Raw genomic sequence first — 21,427 nt, 5'->3', positions numbered from 1 at the left:
CGGGACAATCTACTAACTCTGAGCTGGAGGCCCCTGGCATCGCCCGGAGCCTCCATAACTTTTTCTCAAGTGCCCGGCGTAGCCTTGAAGTTCGCTTTTTTCAGGAGCGACTCGTACTGCTGCGACATCATGTAGTTCTGCACCTGTGCCATGAAGTCCATGGTCACCACCACAATAATCAGCAGTGATGTACCACCGAAGTAGAACGGAACGTTGTACTTCAGGATCATGAACTCGGGTAACAGACACACGAATGTGATGTACACCGCGCCAGCCAAGGTCAGGCGAACCAGGATCTTGTCGATGTAGCGCGCCGTATGCTCACCTGGGCGAATGCCCGGAATGAACGCACCGCTCTTCTTCAGATTGTCGGCTGTTTCCCGGCTGTTGAAGACCAGGGCCGTATAGAAGAAGCAGAAGAAGATGATGGCAGCTGCATAGAACATCACGTACACCGGCTGACCAGGGGTCAGGGCGCCTGCAATGTCACGCAACCAACGCATCGACTCTCCCGCGCTGAACCAGTTCACCACCGTGGCAGGCAACAAGATGATCGAGGAAGCGAAGATGGGAGGAATGACCCCGGCCATGTTCAGCTTCAGTGGCAAGTGCGAGGACTGGCCACCATAAACCTTGTTACCTACTTGACGGCGTGCGTAGTTCACCAGGATCTTGCGCTGCCCTCGCTCGACGAACACGACGAAATACGTCACGCCTGCCACCACGAGAACAATGAAGATCGCAGCCAGAATGCTCATCGCTCCGGTGCGCACCAGTTCCAGCAATCCACCAATCGAGCTGGGCAAGCCTGCGGCAATACCAGCAAAAATGAGGATAGAGATACCGTTGCCCAGACCACGTTCAGTGATCTGTTCACCGAGCCACATCAGGAATATGGTGCCGGCTGTCAGGCTGACGACTGCCGTGAGGCGGAAGCCAAAACCTGGCGTGAGCACCAGTCCTGCCGAGCTTTCCAGAGCCACTGCAATCCCAAGGGACTGAAAAATCGCCAGGCCCAAAGTGCCGTAGCGGGTGTACTGGGTGATCTTGCGACGACCCGATTCACCTTCTTTTTTCAGCTGTTCGAACGTCGGGACGACATAGGTCATCAGTTGCATGATGATCGATGCCGAGATGTACGGCATGATCCCCAGTGCGAACACCGTGAAGCGCGAAAGCGCCCCACCCGAGAACATATTGAACAGATTGAGAATGCCGCCCTGCTGGCCATTGAACAGCTGCTGCAGCTGCGCTGGATCGATGCCCGGCACGGGGATATGCGCCCCGATACGGTATACGACCAGCGCAAGCAACAGAAAAACCAGCCGACGACGCAAATCGCCGAATTTTCCGGTTTTTGCAATTTGAGCTGCGCTAGTAGCCACGGATGTCTTCTTTCAGAACTTAATCAGGCCACGTTGCCACCGGCAGCTTCAATAGCTGCCTTGGCACCCGCTGTAGCAGCAATACCATTGAGCTTTACAGCCTTGGTGATTGCGCCGCTCTTGATGACCTTCACGACTTTGGCGATTTCACCGACCAGGCCAGCCTGCTTGAGGGCAGCCAGATCGACTTCGGCCAGACCGAGTTGCTCGAGGGCAGTCAGCGTCACTTCTGCATTGAACTTCAGCAGATGCGACTTGAAACCGCGCTTGGGCAAGCGGCGTTGCAGAGGCATTTGACCGCCTTCGAAGCCTACCTTGTGGTAGCCGCCCGAACGCGATTTTTGACCCTTGTGGCCACGACCGGCAGTCTTGCCCAGGCCGGAACCGATACCGCGACCAACGCGGCGCTTGGCGTGCTTGGAGCCGTCTGCAGGCTTGATGCTATTGAGTTCCATCATCAATCCTTTCAGAGGACCTTGACCAGATAGCTGATCTTGTTGATCATGCCACGGACTTCGGGAGTGTCTTGCAGCTCGCTGATGCTATTGAGCTTGCGCAGACCCAGGCCGCGAACGGTGGCGCGATGCGATTCCTTGGTGCCGATAGGGCTGCGCACCAGTTGAATCTTGACAGTTTGTTGCGTCGTCATGTGGACTCCAATCAGGCGAAGATGTCTTCGACCGACTTGCCGCGCTTCGATGCCACTTCCGAGGGGGTCGTGGAACGAGTCAGGGCGTCTAACGTGGCGCGAACCATGTTGTAAGGGTTGGAGGAACCATGGCTCTTGGCCACGATGTCCGTGATACCCAACACTTCGAACACGGCGCGCATCGGGCCGCCGGCGATGATGCCGGTACCCTTGGGAGCGGGAGCCATCATGACGGAAGCGGCACCGTGGTGACCGTTAACCATGTGATGGATCGTGCCGTTCTTCAGGGACACCTTGATCATGTTGCGGCGCGCTTCTTCCATCGCCTTTTGCACGGAAGCGGGCACTTCTTTCGACTTGCCCTTGCCCATGCCAACACGGCCGTCACCGTCGCCAACCACGGTCAGTGCAGCGAAGCCGAGGATACGACCGCCCTTCACAACCTTGGTGACGCGGTTGACCGCGATCATTTTTTCGCGCAGACCGTCGTCACGACCTTCGTCTTGCACTTTGGGGGAAAATTTAGCCATTTTTATCCGCTCCGCTTAGAACTGCAGGCCAGCTTCACGGGCTGCGTCGGCCAAAGCCTTGACGCGACCGTGATAGGCAAAACCTGCGCGATCGAATGCAACCTTCTCGACACCAGCAGCCTTTGCCTTTTCAGCAATGCGCTTGCCAATGACGGCTGCTGCAGCGGCGTTGCCACCCTTGCCGGCGCCGCCGAGCGACGTGCGCACTTCGGCTTCGGCAGTGGAAGCGCTGGCCAGCACCGTGGTGCCGTCGCCAGAGATCACGCTCGCATAGATGTGGAGGTTCGTGCGGTTCACGCTCAGACGCGCCACGCCTTGCTGGGCAATGCGGATGCGGGTCTGACGTGCACGACGGAGACGCTGCTCTTTCTTGGTCAACATATTGCAGCTCCTTATTTCTTCTTGGTCTCTTTGATCGTGATCTTCTCGTCCGCATAGCGGATACCCTTGCCCTTGTAGGGCTCGGGAGGACGAACAGCACGGATCTCAGCGGCCAGTTGGCCCACGACCTGACGGTCGGCGCCCTTGATCACGATTTCGGTCGGGATCGGGGTAGCCACCGTAATGCCGGCGGGCATTTCGAAGTTCACGGGGTGCGAGAAGCCGATGGCCAGGTTCAGCTTGGAACCCGAGGCAGCGGCCTTGAAGCCCACGCCTACCAGCGTCAGCTTCTTCTCGAAACCCTTGGTCACGCCAGTGACCATGTTGTTCACCAGCTGACGCTGGGTACCACTCATGGCGTTGGCTTCACGGGAGTCGTTGGCGGGCTCGAAAGAGAGCTTGCCGTCGGCATTGGTCACAGTGACCAGTGCGTTCTGGGCCAGCGACAGAGTGCCGCCAGTGCCCTTGACACTGATTTGTGCATCATTGATGGACACATCCACGCCAGCGGGGATGGTCACAGGCATTTTTGCTACGCGAGACATTTCAGTATTTCTCCTTCAATGTCACGTTAGGCCACATAGCAAAGCACTTCGCCACCGACACCGGTAGCACGTGCTTTACGATCGGTCATCACGCCTTGGGGGGTGGTAACGATAGCCACGCCCAAGCCATTCATGACTTGTGGAATTGCATCACGGCCCTTGTACACGCGCAGGCCGGGACGGCTCACGCGCTCGATGCGCTCGATCACGGGGCGACCCGCGTAGTACTTCAGGGTGATTTCGAGTTCAGCCTTGCCGTCTTCGGTTTTCACTTGGAAACCGTCGATATAGCCTTCATCTTTCAGCACCTGTGCGATGGCGATCTTCACTTTGGAAGAAGGAGCCGTCACGGTGGTCTTGGCGACCATTTGTGCATTGCGGATGCGGGTCAGCAAGTCAGCGATGGGATCACTCATGCTCATGTTTAATCTCTCCTGCTTGCTTACCAGCTGGCCTTGGTGACACCGGGGATGTCGCCTGCGAAAGCCAGTTCACGGATCTTTGCACGTGCCAGACCAAATTGGCGGAACGTGCCACGTGGGCGACCGGTGATTGCGCAGCGGTTACGTTGACGTGTAGGGTTGGCGTTGCGCGGGAGCTTTTGCAGGCCCAGGCGGGCTGCATCACGCTCTTCGTCGCTACGCTTTGCGTCGCCGGCGATGGCCTTCAGCTCGGTGTACTTGACAGCGTACTTGGCTGCCAGTTTTTCGCGCTTCAGTTCGCGCTGGATCAATGCTACTTTTGCCATACGCTTGCCTCAGTTCTTGAACGGGAAGCGGAAAGCGGCGAGCAGTGCCTTGCACTCTTCGTCGTTCTTCGCAGTCGTGGTGATGCTGATATTGAGACCGCGCAGTGCGTCGACCTTGTCGTACTCAATTTCAGGGAAGATGATTTGTTCTTTGACGCCAACGTTGTAGTTGCCGCGACCATCGAACGAACGGCCCGAGATACCACGGAAGTCACGCACGCGGGGCAGAGCCACGGTGACGAAACGGTCCAGGAATTCGTACATCTGAACGCCACGCAGGGTCACCATGCAGCCAATTGCCTGGCCTTCACGGATCTTGAAACCGGCGATAGCCTTCTTGGCCTTGGTCACCACGGGCTTTTGACCAGCGATCTTGGTCAGGTCAGCCACAGCGTTGTCCATCACCTTCTTGTCGGCCACGGCTTCGCTCACACCCATGTTCAGGGTGATCTTGGTCAGACGGGGCACTTCCATAGTGGAGGTGTAGCCGAACTTCTCTTTGAGTTCAGCCGCGATTTTTTCGCGATAGAGTTTTTGCAGTCGTGCCATGTTTTACCCCTTAGGCCGCCTTGATTTCAGCGCCGCTGGACTTGTACACGCGAACGCGCTTGCCGTCGGCGCTGAGCTTGATGCCCACGCGGTCGGCCTTGCCAGTAGCTGCATTGAAAATAGCCACGTTGGATTGGTGGATAGGCATGGCCTTTTCCACGATGCCGCCAGTGGTGCCCTTCATGGGGTTTGGCTTGACGTGCTTCTTCACGAGGTTGATGCCATCGATCAACACGTAGGAATCGTCCTTGCGCAGCGCCACGACGCCTTGCTTGCCCTTGTCACGGCCAGTCAGCACGATGACTTGGTCGCCCTTGCGAATCTTGTTCATTGCACTTTCCTTTAGAGAACTTCAGGTGCCAGGGACACGATCTTCATGAACTTCTCGGTACGCAGTTCACGCGTCACGGGTCCGAAGATGCGAGTGCCGATGGGCTCAAGCTTGGCGTTGAGCAGAACTGCTGCATTGCCGTCAAATTTAACGAGCGAACCGTCAGCGCGGCGAATACCCTTCGCCGTGCGCACGACCACTGCACTGTAAACCTCGCCTTTTTTGACGCGGCCACGTGGAGCAGCTTCTTTAACGCTCACCTTGATGATGTCGCCAACACTTGCATAGCGACGCTTCGAGCCACCCAGCACCTTGATGCACAGGACGGACTTAGCGCCGGTGTTGTCGGCAACCTCTAACCGAGATTCTGTTTGGATCATTTCAATATTCCCAACTTGCACCAGCTCAGGAAACAGCCCCAGATTACTTCTCAGGGTCTGCGACCAGCCAGTCAGTCTTGGGCCCGTCGTCCACGCCGCAAACCATTTTGCTGCGCTTCCCGCTGGGCAGAAACCTCACGCATTAAACGTGAAGCATTCGATTCTCGCAGAATTTCCTTTGCACGTCAACCGCTTAGGCCATTTTGCCGGCCCTGCGTTGCAGGTCGGCACGGGCCGGCGCGGCGCAATGGCAGCAGAGGCCGGCGGCGATCTCTACGGACTGCGAAAACACTATCAAATCAGTAGCTTGCAAGGCTTGTGCAGCCTGGAAACCCGATTTAATAAAGTGAGCAACCCGCAGCAACCGGGCGTCGGGCGCTCACGGGTTTGGCATTACTGTGCGCGTGGCAAATACTGCAACGCCAGCGACTGGAACGCGGCCAATCCCGCATCGCGACCCAGCTCTTGCTCGATCAAGGCCGCCACGCGCGGCGCGATCGAGACCGCGCGCTGGGCGTCGAGGAACAGCAGGCGGCTGCGGCGCGCAAGCACGTCCTCGACGCTGCGCGCATATTCATGGCGCACCGCAAAGCGCACCATGGCTTCGCTCAGGCCGTCGACCAGCCAGACATCGGCCCCGGGCAGCGCGGCCACGGCCGCGGCTTCCGTGCCGTACGAGTGCAGGCCCTGGGGCGCATTCATGCCCTGGAGCACTTCGCCGGGCAGCGGCGCGCCGACCAGCGGCAGGTTCACCGTGACGCCGCCCGCGCGCTCGGGCAGCTGGCCCGTGGCAAAGCATTCGCGCAGCACGTCCTCGGCCATGGCGCGGTAGGTGGTCCACTTGCCGCCGGTCACCGTGACCAGGCCCGAGCGGCTGCTCATCACCGTGTGCTCGCGGCTGATCTTCTTGGTGTTCTCGCCATCGTCGTCCTGGGGCTTGACCAGCGGACGCAGGCCGACCCAGACGCTGCGCACATCGCTGCGCGTGGGCTGGCGCACCAGGTACTTGCCGGCTTCCGACAGGATGAAGTCGACTTCCTCGGGGAACGGCAGCGGCTCGCGCGCCAGATCGTTGCGCGGCGTGTCGGTCGTGCCCAGGATCACCTTGCCCAGCCATGGCACGGCGAACAGCACGCGGCCGTCGGCGGTCTTGGGGATCAGCAGCGCGTGGTCGGTGGGCAGGAATTCGCGGTCCACGACCACGTGCACGCCCTGGCTGGGCGCGACCATGGGCTTGACTGTCCGGCCCAGCGCCTTGCCGTCGAGCTGGCGGAACAGGTCGACCCACGGACCTGTTGCATTCACAACACACTTGGCGCGCACGCGGTAGACCGTGCCGGTTTCCGCATCTTCGCAGACCACGCCCGCGACCTTGCCGTCTTCATGCAGCAACTCCTTGGCCGGGCAGTAATTGACCAGCAGCGCGCCCTTGGCCGCGGCCGTGCGCGCCAGCGCCAGCGCCAGGCGCGCATCGTCGAACTGGCCGTCCCAGTACTTGACGCCGCCCTTGAGACCCTGGGTGCGCGCCGTGGGCAGCAGCGAAACCGTCTTGTCGCGGCTCAGGAACTCGGTCGCGCCCAGGCCCGCCTTGCCGGCCAGCGCGTCATACATCTTCAGGCCCGCGCCGTAGAACGGCGTGTCGAGCAGGCGGTACGATGGCATCACGAACGCCAGGCGCTGCGCCAGATGCGGCGCGTTGCGCAGCAAGGTGGTGCGCTCGTGCAGCGCTTCGCGCACCAGCGCGATATTGCCCTGGGCCAGGTAGCGCACGCCACCATGCACCAGCTTGGTGGCACGCGACGACGTGCCTTTGGCAAAATCATGCGACTCGAGCAGCAGCACCTTGAAGCCCCGCGCCACCGCGTCCAGCGCCACGCCCAGGCCCGTGGCGCCGCCGCCGATGACGGCCAGGTCGTAGACGCAAGGCTCGGCCAGCCGCGCCAGCAAGGCGGCGCGGTCCGTGTCCAGGGGAAGCGAAGAAGTTGTCATAAGCGGGATTGGCAGCGTGGTTGGGTGAAAATCGGGCGACGCAGACTGCGGGCGGCCACGCCCCCATCAAGGGCAGCGCAACGGCGGGAACAATGTGCGTCACAATCAATGGCGTAATTTTCGCTCTTTTTGTTTCGTTTTTGTGAATAACATGTTCACATTAGCGCGTTTTGATTCGAAATTAGTCTTTAACCTACAGCCAAACTCGCACCAGGAAGAAGCGTGAACCACTCCAACCCCCGCCAACTCCAGTTGCTCGACGCCGTGCGCCAGCAGCAATCCGCCACGGTGGAGCAACTGGCCATCGCACTCGGCGTGACGCTGCAGACCGTGCGCCGCGACGTGCAAAAGCTCGCCGACGCAGGCCTGCTGGTGCGCTTTCACGGCGGCGTGCGCGTGCCCAGCGCCACGGTCGAGAACCTGGCCCACCCCCAGCGCCAGGGCCTGCACGCCGACGGCAAGGCGCGCATCGCGCGGGCCGTCGCCCAGGCCGTGCCCAATGGCTGCTCGCTGATCCTGAACATCGGCACCACCACCGAAGCCATCGCCCAGGCGCTGCTCCAGCACCGGGGCCTGCGCGTGATCACCAACAACCTCAATGTCGCCGCCATCCTGAGCAGCAATACCGACTGCGAAGTGATTGTCGCCGGTGGCGTGGTGCGCTCGCGCGACCGCGGCATTGTCGGCGAGGCGGCGGTGGACTTCATCCGCCAGTTCAAGGTGGACATCGCGCTGATCGGCATCTCGGCGATCGAGGCCGATGGTTCGCTGCGCGATTTCGACCTGCGCGAAGTCAAGGTGGCCCAGACCATCATTGCCCAGTCACGCGAAGTCTGGCTTGCCGCCGACCACAGCAAGTTCGAGCGCCAGGCCATGGTGCAACTGGCCACGCTGGCCCAGATCCACCGCCTGTTCACCGACGCTCCCCCGCCGCCGGCCATTGCGCCGCTGCTCGCCGACGCCGGCGTGCAATGCACCGTGGCCGTATGACCTCCCTACTCCCGACATGACCTACCTGCTAGCCCTGGACCAGGGCACTTCCAGTTCGCGCAGCATTCTTTTTGACGCCCAGGGCCGCATCGTCGCCCAGGCCCAGCTCGAGCTGCCGCAAATCTATCCGCGTCCGGGCTGGGTCGAGCACGACCCGCTGGAAATCTGGCGCACCCAGCTGAGCACGGCGCGCGCCGCGCTGGCCCAGGCCGGCATCCCGGCAAGCCAGGTGCGCGCGCTGGGCATCACCAACCAGCGCGAGACCACCGTGGTCTGGAACCGCCAGACCGGTCAGCCCATACACCATGCCATCGTCTGGCAGGACAGACGCGCCGAGCCCGCCTGCGCCCAGCTGCGCGAAGGCGGCCATGCCGACAGCATCCAGCAAAAGACCGGCCTGCGCATAGACGCCTATTTCTCGGCGACCAAGCTGCAGTGGCTGCTCGACGAAGTGCCGGGCGCGCGCGCCGCGGCCGAGCGCGGCGAGCTCGCGTTCGGCACGATAGACAGCTGGCTGATCTGGCAGCTCACGCAGGGCAAGCGCCATGTGACCGACGTCAGCAATGCGTCGCGCACCATGCTGTTCAACGTGCACAGCAACCAGTGGGACGACGAGCTGCTCGCGCTGCTGCGCATTCCCAAGTCGCTGATGCCCGAGGTGCTGCCGTCTTCCAGCGACTTCGGCCAGACCGCGAGCGATGTGCTGGGCGCGTCCATTGCCATTGGCGGCGTCGCCGGCGACCAGCAAAGCGCGCTGTTCGGCCAGGCCTGCTTCAAGGCCGGCATGGCCAAGAACACCTATGGCACGGGCTGCTTCATGCTGATGCATACCGGCGCGAACTTCCAGACCTCGCACAACGGCCTGCTCACCACCAGCGCAGCGCAGACCAGCGCCACGCGCGCGTTCGCGCTCGAGGGCAGCGTGTTCATCGGCGGCGCCGTGGTGCAGTGGCTGCGCGACGGCCTGCAGGCCATAGAGCACAGCGGCCAGGTCCAGTCGCTGGCCGAAAGCGTGCCCGACTCGGGCGGCGTGATGCTGGTGCCGGCCTTCACCGGCCTGGGCGCCCCCTACTGGAAGCCCGATGCGCGCGGCACGATCACCGGCCTCACGCGCGGCAGCTCGATGGCGCATATCGCGCGCGCCGCGCTCGAGTCCATCGCCTACCAGAGCGCGGCCCTGCTGCTGGCGATGAGCCGCGACGCGGTCGAGAGCGGCGGCGCGCCCGTGAGCGAGCTGCGCGTCGACGGCGGCGCCTGCGTCAACAACCTGCTGATGCAGTTCCAGGCCGATCTGCTGGGCATTCCCGTGGTCCGGCCCGCGGTCGTTGAGACCACCGCCTTGGGTGCCGCTTATCTCGCGGGCCTGTCGTCGGGCGTCTACCAGAGCACCGACGAACTGACCGAGCTGTGGGTTGCCGAACGCCGTTTCATGCCCACGCTGCCCCAGTCGCGCGCCCGGGAACTGATGGCCCGCTGGGAACACGCCGTGGCCCAAGCGTCATTGGACTACACCCCCTGAGCCGCTTACGCGGCTTCCCCCTCTCAACCTTCGGTGGAGGGGGACGGCACCATCGCTGCGGGGCGGCCCTTGCTCGGTGCCCCCGCGCTGAGCCATGCCACATCAAGGCGCAGCGCGACATCCTCTTACAGGTTTCTCTTCTTTCGATCCAAGACCATGAGCACCACATCTCCAATCATTGCCTTTATCGGCGGCGGCAATATGGCCAGCGCCATCATTGGCGGGCTGCTGCGCCAGGGCGTTGCCGCCGACCGCATCGAAGTGGTCGAGCCGTTCGAAGCCGCGCGCGCGGCGCTGCAAAGCCAGTTCGGCATCACGGCCAGGGCCGAAGCCGGCGAGGCACTGGCGCGCGCGCAGCTCGTGGTCTGGGCCGTCAAACCGCAGACCTTCAAGGACGCGGCCGCCGCAGTGGCGCCCCATACCGCCCACGCCCTGCATCTGAGCGTCGCCGCGGGCATTCCCACGGCAAGCATCGCCCAATGGCTGGGCAGCGAGCGCATCGTGCGCGCCATGCCCAACACGCCGGCGCTGATCGGCCAGGGCATCACCGGCCTGTTCGCGCGGGCGGCCGTGGACGCCGCGGGCAAGGAACTGGTCGAACAGGTGGTCGCACCCACGGGCCAGCACCTGTGGGTCGAGGAGGAAGAGCAGCTCGACGCCGTCACAGCGCTGTCGGGCTCGGGCCCGGCCTATGTGTTTCTGTTCCTCGAAGCCATGACCCAGGCCGGCGTAGACATGGGCCTGGGCGCGCACCAGTCCTACCAACTCGCGGTGGCCACCTTCCAGGGCGCGTCGGAACTGGCCGCGCGCTCGAGCGAGCCGGCCGAGGTGCTGCGCCAGCGCGTGACCAGCAAGGGCGGCACGACCCACGCGGCCGTGACCCATCTGCAGGAAGCCGGCGTGCCCGCGCAGTTCATCGCCGCGATGCGCGCCGCCGAGCAGCGCGCCAAGGAGCTCGCCGAGGAGTTCGGCCGCTGATCGGGCACGATCGCCACGCCCTGGTCGCCCGCCTCAGCGCTGCGCTGGCGCCGGCAACGGGCGGCGCAGCAACTCCGCGCCCAGGCCTTCCGCCAGGCCATCGACCTCCTGCTCGCTGAACTCGCGCACGCAGGCCAGCAGCGAGGTGCTGCCCTCGGCCATTGCCAGCGCGTCTGACGCGCTGCCCTGCAGCGCCTCGAGCAAACGCTGGCCCTCGGGCTGCCCGACCTGCAGCTGCCCCTGCCCGTCGCGCTGCACCAACGCGGCCTCAAGCAGCTGCAGACGACCGGCCGCCGAGGCCGCCTTCAGTTCGGACAGCGCCTGGCTGGCACGGTCGGCGGCGGGAAACCGCATGACGATCAGGTTCTGGCCCATGGCGAGTCCTTTCAAGTGCCGACGTGCGGCAGGCCTTTCAACGCAACGCAAACCCCAGCGCCACGCCCGCGAACAGCGTGGCGCCGATCCAGTGGCTCTTGCTGAAGGCCACGAAGCAGCCGGCGCGCGTGCGCTCGCGGATCAGCGTGAAATGCCAGACGATCTGCGCGAGCGCCGCGGCCATGCCCAGCGCCAGCGGCCAGCCCAGGCCGTAGGGCGCGAGCGCCCAGAGCGTGAGCAGCCAGGACAGCGCAAAGAACACCATGACGCCGCTCACATCCCAGCGGCCCAGCGTGATGGCAGAAGTCTTCATGCCTATCTTCAGGTCGTCGTCGCGGTCGACCATTGCATATTCGGTGTCGTAGGCCAGCACCAGGAACATGTTGGCAAGCCACAGCGTCCAGCCGGTCGCGGTGACCGTGCCGAGCACGGCGGCAAACGCGATGACGATGCCGAAATTGAACGCAATGCCCAGAAAGGCCTGGGGCATGGAGAAGAAGCGCTTGGTGAACGGGTAGAGGATGGTGAACAGCACCGCCGGCACCGACCAGGCGACCGCTTCCCAGCGCGTGCTCAGCACCAGGCCCAGCGCGACCAGCGCCAGCACCACGCCGACCACAATGGCCTCCTTGACCGAGACCAGGCCCGAAGTGATGGGGCGCTGCGTGGTGCGCTTCACATGCCTGTCGAAATCACGGTCGGCGATGTCGTTGACGCAGCAGCCGGCGCTGCGCATCAGCACCGTGCCCAGCACGAACACCAGCAGCAGATGCCAGCCGGGGAAACCTTCGGACGCGACCCACAGCGCCGCGAGCGTCGGCCAGACCAGCACCAGCCAGCCCGCGGGACGGTTCCAGCGTATCAGGTCGAGATACAGCGACAGCCTGGAGCGCGGTGCGGCAGGCGGAGGTGTGGAGGAGGAGGAAGCAGCGTGTGACATGGGGTCCGGTGGGAAAACAGGCGTACCGGTCACAATGTAGCGCAGACCCGGCTGAACGAAAAGCCAGGCACTTTCCGCTCCGGATACCGGGGCGGCCCAAGCCGCGAAGCGGCTCAGGGGGGCTCTATTAAGACAGCCGTTCGACGCCCGGCAGATTGCAGGCGTAGACCGCATTGCGCAGCGCGGCAATCGCTTCGTAGCGCGTGAAGCTGCGGCGCCAGACCAGCACCACGCGGCGGCTGGGCGTGACCAGGCCGTCTTCGGTGCGGATAGGCAGGTAGCGGATATGCGGCTCGTCGTTCTTGCGGCGGCGCACATGGTTCTCGAGCGCGTCGCGCGGTACCGACAGGCGCGGCACCAGCGTCACGCCCATGCCCGCGGCCACCATGTGCTTGATGGTTTCAAGCGACGAGCCTTCGAATGTGCGGCGTATGCCTTCGGCATTGCTCGCGTAGCGCGCGAACTCGGGGCAGACTTCGAGCACATGGTCGCGAAAGCAGTGGCCCGAACCGAGCAGCAGCATGGTTTCGTTCTTGAGTTCGATGGTCGACACCGACTCCTGCTGGGCCAGCGGGTGGTTGCTCGGCACGGCGGCCATGAAGGGCTCGTCGTACAGCGGCGCGGTCGCAAGGCCGGTATCGGGGAAGGGCTCGGCGACGATGGCGCAGTCGATTTCGCCGGTGCGCAGCATTTCAAGCAGCTTGACGGTGAAGTTTTCCTGCAGCATCAGCGGCATCTGCGGCGTGCGCTGGATCGCGTGGCGCACCAGTTCGGGCAGCAGATAAGGGCCGATGGTGTAGATCACGCCCAGTGTCAGGGCGCCGGCCAGCGGGTCCTTGCCACGCTTGGCAATTTCCTTGATGGCCGCAGCCTGCTCCAGCACGCTTTGCGCCTGGCGCACGATTTCCTCGCCCAAGGGCGTCACCGAGACCTCGCCTGCGCTGCGCTCGAACAGCTTGACATCAAGCTCTTCCTCGAGTTTCTTGATGGCCACCGACAGCGTAGGCTGCGACACGTAGCATGCTTCCGCAGCGTGTCCAAAATGCTTCTCGCGGGCCACCGCAACGATGTACTTGAGTTCAGTGAGGGTCATGAATTGTAGTCCTGGGCCATGCGGAACGCCTATTGTCGCGGCACTTTGGCATCAGTGCCGATATCGACGTCGCGAAGTCTGATATTTCAACGGTTACATATCATGCCTTGAGATACTCGGCTTTGCCACCCAGCCAGCGCGCGACATGGCGTTCAGCAAGTTGCGGGAAGCGGTCGAGCATCTGCGGCGCGCACTCGCGCGCCCATTCCAGCAAGGCGATATCGGTCGCCAGATCGGCAAAACGCAGCATGGCCGCACCCGACTGCCGCGCGCCCAGGAACTCGCCCGGACCGCGAATTTCCAGGTCGCGGCGCGCGATCTCGAAGCCGTCATTGGTCTCGGCCATGGCCCGCAGGCGCTCCTTCGCGGTCTCGCCCAGGCGCCCGTTGTCGCCGACCGCATACAGCAGCACGCAGGCCGAAGCCGCCGCGCCGCGGCCCACGCGCCCGCGCAGCTGGTGCAGCTGGCTCAGTCCGAAACGCTCGGAATGCTCGATCACCATCAGCGAGGCATTGGGCACATCGACGCCGACTTCGATCACGGTGGTGCTGACCAGTACGCCCATCACGCCCGCGGTGAACAGCTCCATCACCGCCTTCTTCTCGGCCGTGGGCATGCGCGAATGCAGCAGGCCGACCATCACGCCGGGCAGCGCCTCGCTCAGGTCGACATGGGTCGCGGTGGCGTTCGACAGGTCCAGCGCCTCGCTCTCCTCGATCAGCGGGCAGACCCAGTACACCTGCCGGCCCGAAGCCACCTGCGCCGCGATGCGCGCGATGACTTCGTCGCGCCGGCTGTCGGCAATCAGCTTGGTGACGATGGGCGTGCGCCCCGGCGGCAGCTCGTCGATGGTCGAGACGTCGAGATCGGCGTAGTAGCTCATGGCCAGCGTGCGCGGAATGGGCGTGGCGCTCATCATCAGCATGTGCGGCTCCAGCCCGGTGTGCGCGAGCTTTTGCCGCAGAGCCAGGCGCTGCGCGACACCGAAGCGGTGCTGCTCGTCGATGACAGCGAGCGCGAGGTTGTGGAACTGCACCTGTTCCTGGATCACCGCATGGGTGCCGACGACCAGCGCGGCTTCGCCGCTGGCCACGAGTTCGAGCATCGCCGTGCGCTGCTTCTTCTTCTGCGCGCCCGACAGCCAGGCGACTTTCTTGCCCAGGGGCTCGAGGATTTTCTCCAGCCAGCCGACCAGCTTGCCGAAATGCTGCTCGGCGAGGATTTCGGTCGGCGCCATCAGCGCGCACTGCCAGCCCGCGGCAATGCAGGTCACGGCCGACAGCGCCGCGACCACGGTCTTGCCCGAGCCGACATCGCCCTGCAGCAGCCGGTGCATGGGCACGGGCCGCGCCATGTCGGCCGCAATCTCGGCGCATACGCGCTGCTGGGCGCGCGTCAGGCCGAACGGCAGTTGGGCCAGGAACTGGGCATCGAGCGACACTTCACCGGGCGCAGCCTGGGGCAAGGCCAGCGCCGGCGCGCGCAGCCGCGCACGTTCGCGCTTGGACTGGTATTGCGACAGCTGCTGGGCCAGCAATTCCTCGGCCTTGAGGCGTTGCCAGGCCGGGTGGCTGTGGTCTTCGAGCGTGGCCAGCGCCACGTCGGGCGTGGGGTTGTGCAGGAACCGCAGCGCGTCATGCAGGCTGAACAGCGGCTGCAGCCCGCCTTGGCCAAAGGCCTGGTGCACGGGCGGCGCGGCGTGCGGCGGCAAGGTGTCGCTCAGGTCGGCGCGCTGCAGGGCGCTGGCGATGGCGCGGCGCAGATAGGCCTGCGGCAGCGCCGCGACCGTGGGGTAGACCGGCGTCAGCGCGGCCGGCAGCTCGCCGCCGGCCAGGCGAAACGCCGGGTGCATCATCTGCCGCCCCCAGAACCCGCCCTTGATCTCGCCGCGTATGCGCAGCTGCGCGCCCACGGCCAGGGTTTTCAGGTGCGAGGGGTAGAAACTGAAGAAGCGCAGCTCGCAGCTGCCCGTGCCGTCCTCGACATGCACCACGAGCTGGCGCCGCGGGCGCAGCTGCACTTCGCTGGAGACCACCGTTGCCTCGATCTGCACCGTGGCGCCGTCGCGTGCATTGCGCAGCGGCGTGATCCGCGTTTCATCCTCGTAGCGCAGCGGCAGGTGCAGCGCCAGGTCGATGTCACGCGTCAGCCCCAGCTTGAGCAAGGCTTTTTGCGCGCTGCTGGCGGAGGCTTTGGACGGAGCGGAAGACGGGACAGGCATGAACGGCAGGCAATCTCGGTCAAATGGAAAAGGCACAATAGGGGAACGCTTGCGCGCAAGCCGCGCACCGCGAACGGCACGACAGTCTGAGTAAAAAGGCTACCATGCGCCGGTCCACATTTCGTCAGGTTACCTTTCACGCCCCGCTCCCATGCTCAAGCGCCTCAATGTCCAGCACCTCTCGCAGGGCATGTATCTGCACGAATTCTGCGGGTCATGGCTCGCGCACCCGTTCTGGCGCAGCCGTTTTCTGATCAAGTCGTCGGAGGAACTGGCCAAGCTGCGCAACGGCACCATCCAGGAAGTGTGGATCGATGTGCTCAAGGGCCTCGATGTGCCCGCCGGTGTGGACTGCCTGGTATACGACCCCGACACCGCGACCTTCATCGACCCGCCCAACGCGCGCTCGGCCCGGCCGGAGCGCCCGCGCTCGGCCCACGGCACGAGCCGCAGCAGCATGGACGAGGAACTGCAGCGCGCCGCAAGCCTGTGCCAGCGCGCGCACCCGGCGATCAGCCAGCTGTTCACCCAGGCCCGCAATGCCCAGGGCCTGGACATCCACCCGGTCTACCGCCTGGTCGAGGACATCACCGATTCGATAGAACGCAACCCCAGCGCGCTGACCAGCCTGGTACGCCTCAAGGAAGCCGACCAGTACACCTACCTGCACTGCCTCGCGGTCTGCGCGCTGATGGCGGCGCTGGCCCGGCGCCTGGGCCTGGACGACCACAGCGTGCGCAAGGCCGCGCTCGCCGGGCTGCTGCACGACCTGGGCAAGGCCAGCATCTGCCCCGAGATCCTGAACAAGCCCGGCCCCCTGGACGACTACGAGTTCGCCATCATGCGCACCCATTCGGCCAAGGGCTGGCAGATGCTGCAGTCGATGGACATCGACCCGGCGGTGCGCGACGCCTGCCTCTACCACCACGAAAAGATCGACGGCACGGGCTACCCGCACCAGCTCGCGGGCGAGAGCATTCCGCTGCTGGCGCGCATGACGGCGATCTGCGACGTCTACGACGCCGTGACCTCCAACCGCCCCTACAAGCGCGGCTGGCCGCCGGCCGAAGCGATCCGCCGCATGGCGCAGTGGAGCCGTACCCATCTGGACCACAAGCTGTTCGAAGCGTTCGTGCAGACCGTGGGCATCTACCCCGTGGGCTCGCTGGTACGACTGCATTCGGAGCTGCTCGCCGTGGTGATCGAGCCTTCGGAGATTTCGCTGCTCGCCCCGCGCATCAAGGTGTTCTACGCGATCAGGACGCAGCAGCGCCTCACGCCCTACATCGTCGACCTCGCCGCCCTCACCTGCGATGAGCGCATCGCCATGCACGAGAATCCCGACGACTGGCCGTTTGACGACCTCGAATCGCTGTGGCGCGGGCACGCGCCCAGCGAGGCAGCGGCTGCCGCCTGAACCTGCAGCCGCCGAGCGCCCGTCGCCCGGCGCGCGCAAAGACAACAGGGGCTGCGGCCATATCGTTTCTTTGCGACAATTCCGGCTCCTTTTTTGACCCTTGGAACGGGCCCTGTCCGGCCCTCAAGAACTGCATGTCTTCCAGCCCTCGCGCCTTCACGCTCAGCGACTTCGACTTCGCGCTTCCCGAACCCCTGATTGCCCAGCATCCCACGCCCGAACGCAGCGCCTCGCGCCTGCTCGACGGCCGCGCCGCCCCCTCGGTGCACCGCATCTTCCGCGAACTGCCCGAACTGCTCAATGCCGGCGATCTGCTGGTGTTCAACGACACGCGCGTGCTCAAGGCGCGGCTGTTCGGCGAGAAAGCCAGCGGCGGCAAGCTCGAACTGCTGATCGAGCGCGTGCTCGAAGGCGGCCAGGTCGTGGCGCACATGCGCGTCAGCAAGAAGCCCCTGCCCGGCGCGCGCATCCACATGTGCGGCGGCCTGCGCGGCGATGGCCGCCACAGCGGCGGCTTCGACGCTCTCCTGCTGGGCCGCTGGCCCGACGAGAACGGCCCGCTGTTCCGCTTCGAGCTGCAGGGCCCGGCGGGCGAGACGCCTTACGAACTCATGGAGCGCCACGGCCACCTGCCGCTGCCGCCCTACATCGAGCGCCAGCAGTCCGAAGGCAACGACCCCGACGCGGCCGAAGACAGCCAGCGCTACCAGACCGTGTTCGCCGACAAGCCCGGCGCCGTGGCCGCGCCCACGGCCGCGCTGCACTTCGACGAAGCCGTGCTCGCACGCCTGGCCGAACGCGGCGTGGAGCGCGCAAGCGTCACGCTGCATGTGGGCGCGGGCACCTTCCAGCCGGTCAAGACCGAGAACCTTGCCGAGCACCAGATGCACAGCGAGTGGTATGACATTCCGCTGCCCACATTGGCCGCGCTAGAGCGCTGCCGCCAGCGCGGCGGGCGGGTGATCGCGGTAGGCACGACCACGGTGCGCACGCTCGAGTCCTGGGCCAAGAGCGGGCGCATCCAGGGCGACACCAATATCTTCATCACGCCGGGCTTCAACTTCGAAGTGGTCGACATGCTGGTCACCAATTTCCACCTGCCCAAGAGCACGCTGATGATGCTGGTCAGCGCGCTGGCCGGCTACGACCAGGTCATGTCGCTGTACCAGCAGGCCATTGCCCACCACTACCGGTTCTTCAGCTATGGGGATTCGATGCTTTTGGAAAGAAAAAAGTAAGCACCCCCTGAGCGACTTACGTCGCTTCCCCCTCTCAACCTTCGGTGGAGGGGGGCGGCCGGCTAGGCACGGCAGCCTCGGTGCGGGGCGGCCCTTCCTCGCTGCCCCCTTGCTGGGTCACGCCAGTTTCATGATCTATGCAACTTCATTAAGGTCATACGGGCGACCCCTCCTCCTGAGCCGGCCGCGTCGAAGGATGTACGGCCTCAAGTGAAGTAGTGGCAGAGGCGCTGCCCTTTGACCTCATGCACCGTGACGTCGATGCCATACAGCTCGGACAGCACCTGGTCCTGCACCACCTGCTGCGGTGAGCCCTCATGGGCCACGGCGCCGTCCTTCATGGCGATGATGTGGTCGGCGTAGCAGGCCGCGAAGTTGATGTCGTGCAGCACCACCACCACGGTCTTGCCGCGTTCGTCCACGGCGCGGCGCAGCAGCTTCATCATCGCCACGGCGTGCGCCATGTCGAGGTTGTTGAGCGGCTCGTCAAGCAGCATGTAGGGCGTGTCCTGGCACAGCACCATGGCGATATAGGCGCGCTGGCGCTGGCCGCCCGACAGCTCGTCGAGAAAGCGCTCGGCCAGGGGCTGCAGTTGCAGGTAGTCGAGCGCGTCCTCGACATGGCGCAGGTCGTCGGGTGTGAGCCGGCCCTTGCTGTGCGGAAAGCGCCCGAAGCCCACGAGATCGCGCACCGTGAGGCGCAGCGCCGACTGGTTGTCCTGGCGCAGGATGGCGAGCACGCGCGACAGCGCATCGCTGGCGGTGGTCGCGACATCGAGGCCATCGACGCTCACGGCGCCGCTGCTCATGGGCATCAGCCGGCTGACCAGCGACAGCAGCGTGGACTTGCCCGCGCCGTTGGGGCCGATGATGGCCGTGAATTTCCGGGTCGGAATCTGCAGCGAAACCGCGTTCAGCACCGTGGTGCTGCCGTGGCGCTTGACCACATCGCGTGCGTCAATCATGTCTTGCCCTTGCGCATCAACAAATAAATAAACACCAGGCCGCCGAGGAACTCGACGACGATGGACAGCGCGGTATTGAACGCGAACACCTGCTCGAGAATCACCTGGCCGCCCAGCAGCAGCACGCAGCCCCAGAGCACGGCCGCGGGCAGCACCCAGTTGTGGCGGCGCGTGCCCATCCACTGGTAGGCCATGTTGCTCACCAGCAGGCCGAAGAAAGTCACCGGGCCCACGAGCGCCGTCGAGACCGCGACCAGGCAGGCCATCACGACCAGCAGTTGCAGCACCTGGCGCTGGTAGGCCACGCCCAGGTTCACGGCGACGTCGCGCCCCAGCGCCAGCACGTCGAGCACATGGCGCTGGCGCCAGATCCAGCCCGCGCCCAGCGCCATCAAGAGCAGCGACGGCCACAGCAACTGCAGCTGGATGGAGTTGAAGTTGGCAAACATCCGGTCCTGCAGCGACGCGAACTCGTTGGGGTCTATCATGCGCATCGCAAAACCGGTCAGGCTGCGAAAGAAGATGCCGCCAACCATGCCGACCAGCAGCATCAGGTGCAGGCTGCTGGCCTGGCCGGTGAACAGCCAGCGCATCAGCAGCACGCTGAAGAACACCATCAGCACGATTTCCAGCAGGTACTTGGGCAGCACGCCCCAGGCGACCACGCCGGACGCGCCCAGCAGCAGCACCAGCACCGCCTGCAGGAACAGGTACAGCGCGTCCAGCCCCATCACCGACGGCGTGAGAATGGTGTTGTGGGTGATGGTCTGGAAGACCACCGTGGAAATGCCGATCGCGCCGGCCACGACCAGCATCGTCAGCAGCTTGACGCCGCGATGCTCGATCACGAACGCCCAGTCGGTCTGCACGCCCACGGTCATGAAGGCCAGGCAGGCGAGCACGGCCAGCAGCGCCAGCAGGCCCAGGCGCGTCTGCGGCCTATGCCAGCGCCCGGCCCAGGGCTGCGCGCCGGCGGCGGGGGCAGCAAGTTGCGAAGTATTTTCCATTTCACCCCACCCGCTGCCGCCGGCGTACGATCAGCACCAGGAACAGCGCACTGCCCACCACGCCCATCACCGTGCCCACGGGAATTTCATAGGGCGCAATCACCAGCCGTCCCACCAGATCGCACAGCAGCGTGAGGCCCGCGCCCGCGACGGCCACCCACAGCACGCTGCGGCGCACGTTGTCGCCGAGGATCAGGCGCACGACATTGGGCACGATCAGCCCGACGAATGGAATGCTGCCCACGGTCACGACCACGCAGGCCGTGACGATGGCGACCACCACCAGGCCCTGCCAGACCAGGCGCTTGTAATTGAGCCCGAGGTTGGTGGCAAAGGACTCGCCCAGGCCGGCGACGGTGAAGCGGTCGGCCGCCAGACAGGCCAGCAGCGTCACGCCCAGCGACAGCCAGAGCATTTCGTAGCGGCCGTCGACGACCACCGAGAAATCGCCGTTGGACCAGGCCCGCAGCGACTGGATCAGGTCGTGCTGGTAGGCGAAGAACATCGCCCCGGCATCGATCACGCCGGCCAGCACCAGGCCGACCAGCGGCACGATCCAGGCCGAACGCAGCTTCACGCGCGACAGCACGGCCAGGAACAGCGCCGTGCCGGCCAGCGCCATCAGCGCCGAGACGCCCATCTTGGCCCAGACCGACCAGTCGGGCGCCCACAGCGCCATCATCAGCATGCCCAGGCTGGCGGACTCGACCGTACCTACGGTCGACGGCTCGACGAAATGGTTGCGCGCAAGCATCTGCATCAACAACCCGGCGACGGCCATGGACGAACCCGCGAGAATCAGCGCCAGCGTGCGCGGCACGCGGCTGTAGAGCAGCACCTGGGCGACCATGTCGTCTTCCTGCGAGGACCACAGCGTATTCCACGACACATCGCTCACGCCCACCGACAGGCTCCAGAGCGCCAATCGGCATAGGGGGCCTCCATTCTTGGAGGCACCCCTGCCACACCACCCGGCATGCGGATCCGCACCGGGCGGTTCGAGAGCTTGAGGTCAAGACAATCTTGGCACTCCCAGCCGGTCAAAGTACGCAATCGTCAGCACGATCTTTATGACCCCATTGCTGTTGCGCCACCAGCGACGGCCGTTGACCGCCACTTGCTTTGCAACGTCATGCGTCGCCCCCCGCGCCTTGAGTTCCCGGTAGATGGTCCCGCCTCGCTTCCAATGCTTGAGCT

24 protein-coding genes and 1 pseudogene are annotated in these 21,427 nt (G+C 64.6%); 5 read left to right on the top strand and 20 right to left on the bottom strand.

Annotated features, from left to right (window positions below):
* Nucleotides 1-65 precede the first annotated feature (65 nt).
* The 12 genes from secY to GVL12_RS04865 all read right to left on the bottom strand — a co-directional run bounded on the left by secY (nt 66) and on the right by GVL12_RS04865 (nt 7,487).
* A complete protein-coding gene (secY, locus tag GVL12_RS04920; RefSeq protein ID WP_159911548.1) occupies nt 66-1,385 on the bottom strand; it encodes a preprotein translocase subunit SecY in 1,320 nt (439 codons plus the stop codon).
* A 23-nt stretch (nt 1,386-1,408) separates the two neighbouring features.
* The gene (gene rplO, locus GVL12_RS04915) at nt 1,409-1,840 is read right to left on the bottom strand and encodes a 50S ribosomal protein L15 (protein ID WP_159911547.1); all 432 of its coding nucleotides are present in this window, start codon (nt 1,838-1,840) and stop codon (nt 1,409-1,411) included.
* Nucleotides 1,841-1,851: 11 nt separating this feature from the next.
* The gene (rpmD, locus tag GVL12_RS04910) at nt 1,852-2,034 is read right to left on the bottom strand and encodes a 50S ribosomal protein L30 (RefSeq protein ID WP_119558609.1); all 183 of its coding nucleotides are present in this window, start codon (nt 2,032-2,034) and stop codon (nt 1,852-1,854) included.
* An 11-nt stretch (nt 2,035-2,045) separates the two neighbouring features.
* Nucleotides 2,046-2,564, bottom strand: coding sequence for a 30S ribosomal protein S5 (gene rpsE / locus GVL12_RS04905; RefSeq protein WP_119558610.1), 519 nt, complete (start codon nt 2,562-2,564; stop codon nt 2,046-2,048).
* A 15-nt stretch (nt 2,565-2,579) separates the two neighbouring features.
* Nucleotides 2,580-2,942 carry a 50S ribosomal protein L18 gene (gene rplR, locus GVL12_RS04900; RefSeq protein WP_235033806.1) on the bottom strand — a complete coding sequence of 121 codons (363 nt, stop codon included), beginning with the start codon at nt 2,940-2,942 and terminating at the stop codon, nt 2,580-2,582.
* Nucleotides 2,943-2,956: 14 nt separating this feature from the next.
* The gene (gene rplF / locus GVL12_RS04895; RefSeq protein ID WP_159911545.1) at nt 2,957-3,490 is read right to left on the bottom strand and encodes a 50S ribosomal protein L6; all 534 of its coding nucleotides are present in this window, start codon (nt 3,488-3,490) and stop codon (nt 2,957-2,959) included.
* Nucleotides 3,491-3,516: 26 nt separating this feature from the next.
* Nucleotides 3,517-3,912 (bottom strand): 30S ribosomal protein S8, encoded by a 396-nt coding sequence (rpsH, locus tag GVL12_RS04890; protein ID WP_159911544.1) that lies wholly within the window; start codon nt 3,910-3,912, stop codon nt 3,517-3,519.
* Nucleotides 3,913-3,932: 20 nt separating this feature from the next.
* Nucleotides 3,933-4,238, bottom strand: coding sequence for a 30S ribosomal protein S14 (gene rpsN, locus GVL12_RS04885; protein ID WP_159911543.1), 306 nt, complete (start codon nt 4,236-4,238; stop codon nt 3,933-3,935).
* Between the two features lie 9 nt (nt 4,239-4,247).
* Nucleotides 4,248-4,787 carry a 50S ribosomal protein L5 gene (gene rplE / locus GVL12_RS04880; RefSeq protein ID WP_159911542.1) on the bottom strand — a complete coding sequence of 180 codons (540 nt, stop codon included), beginning with the start codon at nt 4,785-4,787 and terminating at the stop codon, nt 4,248-4,250.
* Between the two features lie 10 nt (nt 4,788-4,797).
* The gene (gene rplX / locus GVL12_RS04875) at nt 4,798-5,118 is read right to left on the bottom strand and encodes a 50S ribosomal protein L24 (RefSeq protein WP_119558616.1); all 321 of its coding nucleotides are present in this window, start codon (nt 5,116-5,118) and stop codon (nt 4,798-4,800) included.
* An 11-nt stretch (nt 5,119-5,129) separates the two neighbouring features.
* Nucleotides 5,130-5,498, bottom strand: coding sequence for a 50S ribosomal protein L14 (rplN, locus tag GVL12_RS04870; protein WP_119558617.1), 369 nt, complete (start codon nt 5,496-5,498; stop codon nt 5,130-5,132).
* A gap of 393 nt (nt 5,499-5,891) precedes the next feature.
* Nucleotides 5,892-7,487, bottom strand: coding sequence for a glycerol-3-phosphate dehydrogenase/oxidase (locus tag GVL12_RS04865; protein ID WP_159911541.1), 1,596 nt, complete (start codon nt 7,485-7,487; stop codon nt 5,892-5,894).
* Nucleotides 7,488-7,709: 222 nt separating this feature from the next.
* Between GVL12_RS04865 and GVL12_RS04860 the strand changes: the two genes are divergently transcribed.
* The 3 genes from GVL12_RS04860 (at nt 7,710) to proC (ending at nt 10,974) form a co-directional block, all read left to right on the top strand.
* Nucleotides 7,710-8,477 (top strand): DeoR/GlpR family DNA-binding transcription regulator, encoded by a 768-nt coding sequence (locus GVL12_RS04860; RefSeq protein ID WP_159911540.1) that lies wholly within the window; start codon nt 7,710-7,712, stop codon nt 8,475-8,477.
* A 16-nt stretch (nt 8,478-8,493) separates the two neighbouring features.
* Nucleotides 8,494-9,996, top strand: a complete 1,503-nt coding sequence (glpK, locus tag GVL12_RS04855) for a glycerol kinase GlpK (RefSeq protein WP_159911539.1) — start codon at nt 8,494-8,496, stop codon at nt 9,994-9,996.
* A gap of 156 nt (nt 9,997-10,152) precedes the next feature.
* Nucleotides 10,153-10,974 (top strand): pyrroline-5-carboxylate reductase, encoded by an 822-nt coding sequence (proC, locus tag GVL12_RS04850; protein WP_159911538.1) that lies wholly within the window; start codon nt 10,153-10,155, stop codon nt 10,972-10,974.
* Nucleotides 10,975-11,007: 33 nt separating this feature from the next.
* On the opposite strand, the gene GVL12_RS04845 is transcribed toward proC, so the two are convergent.
* The 4 genes from GVL12_RS04845 to recG all read right to left on the bottom strand — a co-directional run bounded on the left by GVL12_RS04845 (nt 11,008) and on the right by recG (nt 15,603).
* On the bottom strand, nt 11,008-11,349 hold the full coding sequence (locus GVL12_RS04845; protein ID WP_159911537.1) for a hypothetical protein: 342 nt from the start codon (nt 11,347-11,349) through the stop codon (nt 11,008-11,010).
* 37 nt (nt 11,350-11,386) lie between these two features.
* Nucleotides 11,387-12,289 carry a 4-hydroxybenzoate octaprenyltransferase gene (gene ubiA, locus GVL12_RS04840; RefSeq protein WP_159911536.1) on the bottom strand — a complete coding sequence of 301 codons (903 nt, stop codon included), beginning with the start codon at nt 12,287-12,289 and terminating at the stop codon, nt 11,387-11,389.
* A 127-nt stretch (nt 12,290-12,416) separates the two neighbouring features.
* Nucleotides 12,417-13,382, bottom strand: coding sequence for a LysR substrate-binding domain-containing protein (locus GVL12_RS04835; RefSeq protein ID WP_159911535.1), 966 nt, complete (start codon nt 13,380-13,382; stop codon nt 12,417-12,419).
* Nucleotides 13,383-13,482: 100 nt separating this feature from the next.
* The gene (gene recG / locus GVL12_RS04830; protein WP_159911534.1) at nt 13,483-15,603 is read right to left on the bottom strand and encodes an ATP-dependent DNA helicase RecG; all 2,121 of its coding nucleotides are present in this window, start codon (nt 15,601-15,603) and stop codon (nt 13,483-13,485) included.
* 151 nt (nt 15,604-15,754) lie between these two features.
* On the opposite strand from recG, the gene GVL12_RS04825 reads away from it, so the two are divergent.
* Nucleotides 15,755-17,020: an HD-GYP domain-containing protein gene (locus GVL12_RS04825; protein WP_159911533.1), complete on the top strand. Its 1,266-nt coding sequence runs from the start codon at nt 15,755-15,757 to the stop codon at nt 17,018-17,020.
* Between the two features lie 134 nt (nt 17,021-17,154).
* Complete coding sequence (gene queA / locus GVL12_RS04820) at nt 17,155-18,258, top strand: tRNA preQ1(34) S-adenosylmethionine ribosyltransferase-isomerase QueA (protein WP_159911532.1); 1,104 nt, start codon at nt 17,155-17,157, stop codon at nt 18,256-18,258.
* Nucleotides 18,259-18,464: 206 nt separating this feature from the next.
* Here the strand turns inward: queA and GVL12_RS04815 are convergent, their stop codons facing one another.
* The 4 genes and pseudogenes from GVL12_RS04815 to GVL12_RS26475 form a co-directional block, all read right to left on the bottom strand.
* Nucleotides 18,465-19,223, bottom strand: a complete 759-nt coding sequence (locus GVL12_RS04815) for an ABC transporter ATP-binding protein (RefSeq protein WP_159911531.1) — start codon at nt 19,221-19,223, stop codon at nt 18,465-18,467.
* Nucleotides 19,220-20,230: an iron chelate uptake ABC transporter family permease subunit gene (locus GVL12_RS04810; protein WP_159911530.1), complete on the bottom strand. Its 1,011-nt coding sequence runs from the start codon at nt 20,228-20,230 to the stop codon at nt 19,220-19,222. Before GVL12_RS04810 ends, GVL12_RS04815 begins: the two co-directional genes overlap by 4 nt.
* Before the next feature lies 1 nt (nt 20,231).
* Entirely contained in the window at nt 20,232-21,155 is a 924-nt protein-coding gene (locus tag GVL12_RS04805; protein WP_159911529.1) for an ABC transporter permease, read from the bottom strand.
* Nucleotides 21,156-21,242: 87 nt separating this feature from the next.
* Nucleotides 21,243-21,427, bottom strand: a pseudogene (locus GVL12_RS26475) (group II intron reverse transcriptase/maturase); the annotation flags it as partial.

Origin of the sequence: Pantoea sp. 18069 (assembly GCF_902706035.1) — a bacterium.
Taxonomy (GTDB): Bacteria; Pseudomonadota; Gammaproteobacteria; order Burkholderiales; family Burkholderiaceae_C; genus Comamonas.
Note: the sequence above shows the minus strand (reverse complement) of the source record. Positions and strands in the feature narration are given on the sequence as shown.